This is a genomic window from Pedobacter sp. 01T416_2, from assembly GCF_056398925.1.
The window spans coordinates 1-7,551 of record NZ_JBFTQI010000240.1 but is presented as its reverse complement, the minus strand read 5'-3'; the positions used below and the strand labels follow the sequence as shown (position 1 = coordinate 7,551).

Genomic DNA, 7,551 nt, shown 5'->3' with positions numbered 1-7,551 from the left:
GATTGTTACCAGTGGAATCAGTACAAACTGCGCAAATATTTTTAAACCTTTCGGGTAGCTATGATCTTCTTCGAGCAATTTATAATCAGTAGGGATTCCTGCTAAAAAGAAAGTAGTATTAAATCCAGCGCTAATGACGGCAAATAAGGTCATATATGTTTGCCACTTTATGTCCGCCTTAAACAATCCATCAATGGCAACCAAGGCCATTGCCAAGCCTGCATATAGTACAGCCGAATAAAGTGCTGAGGTTAGAAATCGAAGGAAAAGCACTTTATTAAACTGCCAGAAGCCATTTACTTTCTCCTGACCCACAAAAGGCGCGAATGCGACCAGCAAATGAAAGGCAAATGCAAATAAGAAAGTGCGGTAAAGATCTGCCGAATAGTTTGTAGGATCGAGGCTGAAGTAAAGCAAAATACAGATCAGTAAGCCTCCTAAGCGCAGTAACCACTTTTTCTTTAATGAGTATTGATTGCGTTCTGAAATTAAATCGAGTGCCAATATGAGCGCAAGTGCCAGGTTTAAAATGGCTATTGCCTTTATTAAATGATCTTTTAAATTCTCGTTCTGTTCTGAATAGTTTCGATAATCAGAAATATGGATATAATAACACCAGCACAATGTTGCGGCAACCGCAAAAATAAATTGTAAGGGAAAACGCTTAATTACAGTTACAAACCCATTGTAAAGCTGTTGGAGAGAGGGTAATTTCATCTGATTTTTTTATTAAAGATATAATCTTTTGTGCTTAATGACTAAGCGTCTGTTTTTAAATTGTTAAAAAAGGTTAAAGCACTATGCACAACTAACATATTAGTTTTATATTCGGCAAACCAAATCTTATCTATGAAACGCCTATTACTCTCGTTGTGCCTTTTCGTTTTTATCTCCACTTATTCGAAAGCACAAAGCCTCCATGCCATTAAAGGCCGAACGATTGATACTGCATCGACAACGCTTTTATCTGGAACCTCTATTGCTGTTTTAAATGCAAAAGATTCTACATTGGTAAAATTTACCCGGACAGCAGAAAATGGCTCATTCGAGCTTAACGGAATTAAAAACGGGAAGTTTATCTTATTGGTTTCTTACCCTAAGTATGCAGATTTTGTAGATCATTTTACGCTCGATTCTACCACTCAGGTTAAAGATTATGGAAAAATTAATCTTACAGGTATGGCCAAAATTCTTGCCGATGTAATTATTAAAGGAAACAGAACAGCCATAAAAATTAAAGGCGATACTACAGAGTTTGATCCCAAAGCATATAATATCGAACCGAACTCCAAGGTTGAGGACCTCATTAAACAATTTCCGGGCTTTCAGGTAGATAAAGACGGTAAAATTACGGCTCAGGGCAAAACAGTACCGAAGGTATTGGTAGATGGTGAAGAATTTTTTGGCGACGACCCAACGCTGGTAACTAAAAACCTGAGGGCAGATATGGTAGAATCTGTTCAGCTTTACGATAAAGCCAGCGATCAGGCTAGTTTTACAGGCATTGATGATGGCGAAAAAACCAAAACACTTAACATTAAACTTAAAGAAGATAAAAAGAACGGCTACTTTGGCAAAGTGCAGGGTGGTTATGGAACAAAAGATTTTTATCAGGGTCAGGGAATGTTTAATAAATTCTGGGGCAAAAAGAAATTTTCGGCATACGGCATTTTGGGCAATAATGGAACAGTGGGCTTAGGCTGGGATGACCGGGATAAATATGGGGGCTCTGGTGGCCTGACGATGAGTGATGACGGTGGGATGTATTTTAGTAGTGGAGGCGATGACTTTGATAGCTATGATGGGCAATATAATGGTCAGGGGTTACCTCTAGCCAGAACCGGGGGCTTGCATTTCGATAACAAATGGAACAAAGACAAGGAATCGTTAAACACAAATTATAAAATTGGGTCAATCAGGGTTCAGGGTGATAAAAACTCAATAAATCAGAACAATTTAGAATCGGGAGTACAGAATAATACCTCAAATGAATCATTCGACAATGACATGTTCAGACAAAAACTGGATGCCATGTATGAGCTAAAAATCGATACTACCTTAACCATGAAAGTTAACGTTGATGGCGCATTGAAAAAAAGTAATACCTCAAACCATTTTGTAACTTCAACTTTCGGTGAGAATGATAAATTCCTAAATTCGTCAGACAGAACGCTAAGCAATGAGGTAGATGATCAAAGTTTTAACATGAACGTTTTATTCACCAAAAAATTAAAGAAAAAAGGGCGTACATTATCATTAAACTTAAATCAATCGATCAACAAAAGTAATAGTGAAGGATACTTAAACTCGCTTAACAAACGGGCAAATGAGACCGGAACAGGAATAATAGATAGTCTTACCAATCAATTAAAGACCAACGATATAACAAATAGTGCCTTTAAGTTAAATGCAGCTTACACTGAACCCCTTTCAAAAACCTTGACGGTAATTATTAACTATGGCCTAAGTTTAATGAACGGGAAATCAGATCGGCTATCCTTTAATCAATCTGGAAGTGGCAGATATGATATTTTAGATACGCTCTACAGTAACAATTTTGAACTGAACCAGACCATCAATCAGGCAGGTGCAATTTTCAATTATAAAAAAGGTAAAACGGTTATCAATTTTGGATCGAAATTTAGTGGGGTAAATTTCAAACAGGATGATATTTACCATAACAAAACCTATGTAAGAAACTTTATTAATTATATGCCCCAGGCAACTTATCAATATCGTTTTTCTCAGCAAAAATCATTACGGATTAGCTATAATGGTAATACCAACCAGCCCACACTTGATCAACTTCAGCCAGTTAGGATAAATAACGATCCATTTAATGTTGTGGAAGGAAATCAAGATTTAAGACCATCATTCAGAAGTAACATCAATGCAAGTTATAACGCTTACAAAGTTTTAACCAATCAATCGGTTTGGTTAAGCGGCTCTTACAGCTTTACTGCAAATCCAATTATTAGCGATGTAACCACCAATGGTGTTGGTAAAAGCACCTATCGTTACATCAATTACAATGATAAAATGCAAACAAATTTCTATTTATATGGACAGATAAGCAGGAAAATAAACACACTTGGCGAAATAAATATAGGCTTAAATGCAAATGCAAATGGGAGTTCTTCTTATAACTTTATTACCACCGATTTAGGCAGAACCTTAAATAACACTAAAAACTATACCTACAGTGGGGGCATCAATATTTCGAAATACAAAGATAAAAGTTATAGTTTTTATACCCGCTTTGGTCCATCGTATAATATGGCTAGAGCAAGTATTGGTAGGAATAGCGATGGATGGGGATGGTCTGGTTATGCGTCGGGCAATGTGCAATTACCAGGGAAGTTTGAAATATCTACAGATGCAGAATACCAGTACAATGGAAAAACACAAGTGCTTACCGAAAGTTTTGAGCGTCTTATCTGGAATGCATCAGTAAGCAAAAAATTCTTTAAAGCAGAAAATTTAAGATTCTCAGCAACTGTAAATGATATTCTTAACCAGAATATCGGCTTTAATCGTTCGGCCAACAATACAACCATTAGCCAAAGCAGTTATACTACCATTAGAAGATATTTAATGTTCTCCGTATCGTGGGATTTTAATAAAATGGGCGGCGGTATTAAAACACAAAAATAACAACTATGAAAACTACACTAAAATATATCATCTTATTTGCTGTTATTTTCATCAGCAAGAGCTTATCCGCTCAAAATATACACTTCGTAAAAAACGGGGTGATCGAATTTGAGAAGAGGTCTAATATGTATGCTTTAATTAAAAAGAAGATCGATAAGGACAATGAAACTTATATGAAAGAGGCATTTGAGCAATATAAAAAGAACAATCCACAGTTTAAAGTTGCCAAAAGTACCTTAAACTTTACCAAGGATAAAAGTTTATATAAGTGGCCAACGGTAGAAGAAACGATGAATAACAATTGGCTATCATCTGATGTGCTGGCTGATTTAAAAAATACCATTGCTACAAATTTCGATTCGCAAACCAGTGCTACGCAAAAAAGTGTTTACGAGGATACTTATCTGGTTAAAGATAGCGTGCGTAAAATTAACTGGAAAATTACCGACGAAACAAGAGAAATTGCAGGTTATGAATGCCGCAGGGCAAATGCCATTATTATGGACTCGGTTTATGTTGTGGCTTATTATTCGAATCAGATTGCAGTTTCAGGTGGTCCTGAATCTTTTACGGGATTGCCCGGTATGATTTTAGGTTTAGCTTTACCCCACGAAAATATAACCTGGTTTGCAACTAAAGTAACAGAAGTTTCCGTGCCAGAAAAAGATTTAGCACCACCTACAAAAGGAAAGCCGACTGATAACAAAGGTTTAAAAGCAATATTACTTGGCGCTATGAAAAACTGGGGCGAATATGCGCACCCAATATATAAGGCTTTTTCACTTTAAGATGTTGATTCCGTTTTTATAATAATACCTATTTTAGCTAATCATTAGTATAGCTATGTATAGTGCACTTTATAACCACATTAATAGATTTATAGATTTGAATAGCGATGAACAAGAAACCCTTGCATTGCTACTCAAATCTTTCTCCGTTAAAAAAAAGGCTTTTTTATTAGAAGAAGGGCAAACCTGCAGGGCGAATTATTTTGTAGTAAAAGGCTGCCTGAGGCTTTATTTCATTGATATAAAAGGTGCTGAGCAAACCACACAGTTTGCCATCGAAAACTGGTGGATTACCGATCTAACCAGCTTTCTATTTCATGAGCAATCTGAATTTTATATCCAGGCAGCAGAAACCACCGAGGTGATAGCCATCGAACATCACCATTATGATGAAATGTTCCATAAACTCCCTAAGCTGGAAAGGTACTTCAGACTGATCTTGCAAAAAAATCATCAAGCTTCACAGCGAAGAATAAAGTTCCTGTATAGCCAAACAGCAGAGGAAAGATACCATCATTTTAATCGTTTATTCCCTGAATTTGTACAGCGTGTACCACAGTATATGCTGGCTTCTTACCTCGGCTTTACCCCCGAATTTTTGAGTAAAATCAGGGCGAAGAAATAGGGCTTTGTTAACCGCAGAACACAGTGTACTCATTTAACATGGGCCTCGGAGACACAGAAAACACGGATAAATATAGTACGGGTATCGAAAAAGAAAACAAATGATCTGTGAGGACACAGACCATGGAAACACTCTGTGTTAATCCGTGCTTCCGTGGCAAAAAAAATGTGCCCTTTGTGTTAGCTAATCATTTCTTAAACTACATTAAGTTTTTTGCTCGTTAAGTTGCAGACCTTTACATCGTAATCAAAAAACAAATAAAATGGAAAGTAGAATTGATATCCCGAAAGTAGAACCTGCAGCTTACCAAGCCATGTACGGTTTAGAGAAATATTTATCAACCAGCAAACTAGATCCAATTCTTTTAGAACTGATTAAAATGCGTGCATCGCAAATTAATGGCTGTGCATTTTGCTTAAATATGCACTCAACCGATGCCCGCAAAATAGGAGAAACCGAACAACGTTTGTATTTATTAAATGCCTGGAGAGAAACAACCTTATTTACGGCACAAGAAGAAGCTGTTTTGGCTTTAACAGAAGAAGTAACCTTAATTAGCCACCATGTTTCTGATGCAACTTATCAGAGAGCTGCAAGCTTTTTTAACGAGCAGGAATTAGCACAGATTATTATGGCTATAGTTACCATTAATGCCTGGAACAGACTGGCTATTACCGCTAAAGTGATGGTTGGCTAACTAGATTCCTCTTTCAGCCCAGCACAAGGACACAATAACACTTGGTTAATTTTCAAAATACCCGGTGCTTTGTGTCTTTGTGCTTTAATGTAGATCGGTAAGGGATAAATTTATAGCACCCTTAACAACAATCCCTTTAAGTATTCTCCTTCCGGAAAAGAAATCCGGACCGGATGATCTTCTGGCTGGCAGAATTGTTTAATAATCTGAACTTCCTTGCCTGCATCAAGTGCCGCCCAGGCGATAATCTGTTTAAAGGTTTCGATATCAACCGCTCCTGAGCAAGAAAAAGTAGCCAATAAGCCTCCTTTTTCAAGCAACAACATGCCTAAACGGTTTAAATCTTTATAGGCTCTCGCCGCGCGGTCTAACGCCGAACGCGATGGCGCATATTTAGGTGGATCCAGTACAATCACATCAAATAATTCGCCTGATTCTTTGAAAGCCCTGAGTTGTTTATTTACATCTGATTGTATGGCTGTTACTTTATCTGTATCGAATTGGTTTAAGGCTACGTTTTGTTTTAATGTTTCTATAGCCAAAGCCGAACTATCAACACTGGTAATGCTTGCAGCACCATTAGCTAAACTATTTAAGCTAAAACCACCACTATAGCTAAAACAGTCCAAAACTTTTTTGCCTTTTGTATAACTGGCTAAAATGTGCCTATTATCGCGCTGATCACAATAAAATCCTGATTTTTGTCCTTCTGCGATATTGATGTGGTATATAATTCCATTTTCTTTTACCTCCAAAAATTCTGGCGGGTTTTCACCCCAGAGCAGTCCGTTTTCGATGGGTAAACCTTCATGGGTACGGGCAGTAGCGTCACTTTTATCAAAGATCCCTTTTGGATTTAATTCAGTTTTTAAAATTTCTACGATTTCTGCTTTCACTTTTTCGATTCCTGAACTTAAAATCTGAAGAGAAAGAAAATCAGCATATTGATCAACAATTAAACCTGGAAGGAAATCAGCTTCGCTAAATACCAGTCGGCAGGTATTGGTCTGTTCGCCTAAAATAAACTGACGTGAAGCAATAGCCTGTTTTAAGCGGTTCTGGTACCAGCTGTTATCAATGGTTTGAGCTTCATCCCATTCCAAAAGACGAACGGCAACACGCGAATTGCTGTTGTAATAACCATAGGCTAGAAATTCATTGTCGAAAGCAAAAACTTTTACTACATCACCATCTTCAGGTTTTCCCTTAACTTTTTCCAATGCTCCGGAAAATACCCATGGATGTCTTTGTAATGCCGCTTTTTCTTTGCCCTTTTTTAATGTGATTTCTACCATGCTGCAAAGGTAATAATTTGTAGGGAGTTTGGTGTAGAGCGTTTGGCGCTAACGATGGATGATAAGTTTGGAGTTGAGGGTTGGAAGTTTAGCGTGCCGTGTACAGCCGCATACCGCTAAACACCTTGCACAAATCGCCAACCGCTTGGCGCTCACCGCTTCTTCACCAATTCGGTATCTAAAACCTTTGTTTCGAATTCAGTTACGGGCCTTTTGGCTTCGATCATCGAGATTAACAGTTCGGTAGCTACCTGCCCCATTTCGAATGCGGGTTGTTTAACCGAGGTTAGAGATGGTGAAAATAATTCGACCAGGTTAGAATTTGTAAAACCTGCAATCGCAATTTTATGTGCCACCTCAGGATTGGTTTTCTTTAGGGCCATAATGCAGCCGGTAGTTAAGCGGTCGCTCGAAATAAAAATCCCATCTGGCTGTAACGGCAAAAGTTCTTTAACCGCCTGTTCCAGCTCTGCACTGTGCATACCTCCATGC

Annotated in this window: 7 protein-coding genes; 4 read left to right on the top strand and 3 right to left on the bottom strand. The window is 37.8% G+C overall.

Annotated elements, in window-relative coordinates:
* Positions 1–717: DUF4153 domain-containing protein (locus AC1DPQ_RS11960; RefSeq protein ID WP_477609445.1), on the bottom strand; the 717-nt coding region annotated here is incomplete at its 3' end.
* A gap of 132 nt (positions 718–849) precedes the next feature.
* Here AC1DPQ_RS11960 and AC1DPQ_RS11955 point away from each other — a divergent pair.
* The 4 genes from AC1DPQ_RS11955 (at position 850) to AC1DPQ_RS11940 (ending at position 5,764) form a co-directional block, all read left to right on the top strand.
* A complete protein-coding gene (locus tag AC1DPQ_RS11955) occupies positions 850–3,654 on the top strand; it encodes an outer membrane beta-barrel family protein (RefSeq protein ID WP_477580577.1) in 2,805 nt (934 codons plus the stop codon).
* Between the two features lie 5 nt (positions 3,655–3,659).
* Complete coding sequence (locus AC1DPQ_RS11950; protein ID WP_477609443.1) at positions 3,660–4,442, top strand: GLPGLI family protein; 783 nt, start codon at positions 3,660–3,662, stop codon at positions 4,440–4,442.
* A 55-nt stretch (positions 4,443–4,497) separates the two neighbouring features.
* Positions 4,498–5,067 (top strand): Crp/Fnr family transcriptional regulator, encoded by a 570-nt coding sequence (locus AC1DPQ_RS11945; RefSeq protein ID WP_477609441.1) that lies wholly within the window; start codon positions 4,498–4,500, stop codon positions 5,065–5,067.
* Between the two features lie 262 nt (positions 5,068–5,329).
* The gene (locus AC1DPQ_RS11940) at positions 5,330–5,764 is read left to right on the top strand and encodes a carboxymuconolactone decarboxylase family protein (protein WP_477580574.1); all 435 of its coding nucleotides are present in this window, start codon (positions 5,330–5,332) and stop codon (positions 5,762–5,764) included.
* 110 nt (positions 5,765–5,874) lie between these two features.
* On the opposite strand, the gene AC1DPQ_RS11935 is transcribed toward AC1DPQ_RS11940, so the two are convergent.
* On the bottom strand, positions 5,875–7,059 hold the full coding sequence (locus AC1DPQ_RS11935) for a class I SAM-dependent rRNA methyltransferase (RefSeq protein ID WP_477580573.1): 1,185 nt from the start codon (positions 7,057–7,059) through the stop codon (positions 5,875–5,877).
* A gap of 152 nt (positions 7,060–7,211) precedes the next feature.
* Positions 7,212–7,551 (bottom strand): substrate-binding domain-containing protein (locus AC1DPQ_RS11930; RefSeq protein ID WP_477609439.1); only part of this gene is annotated, 340 nt, incomplete at its 5' end.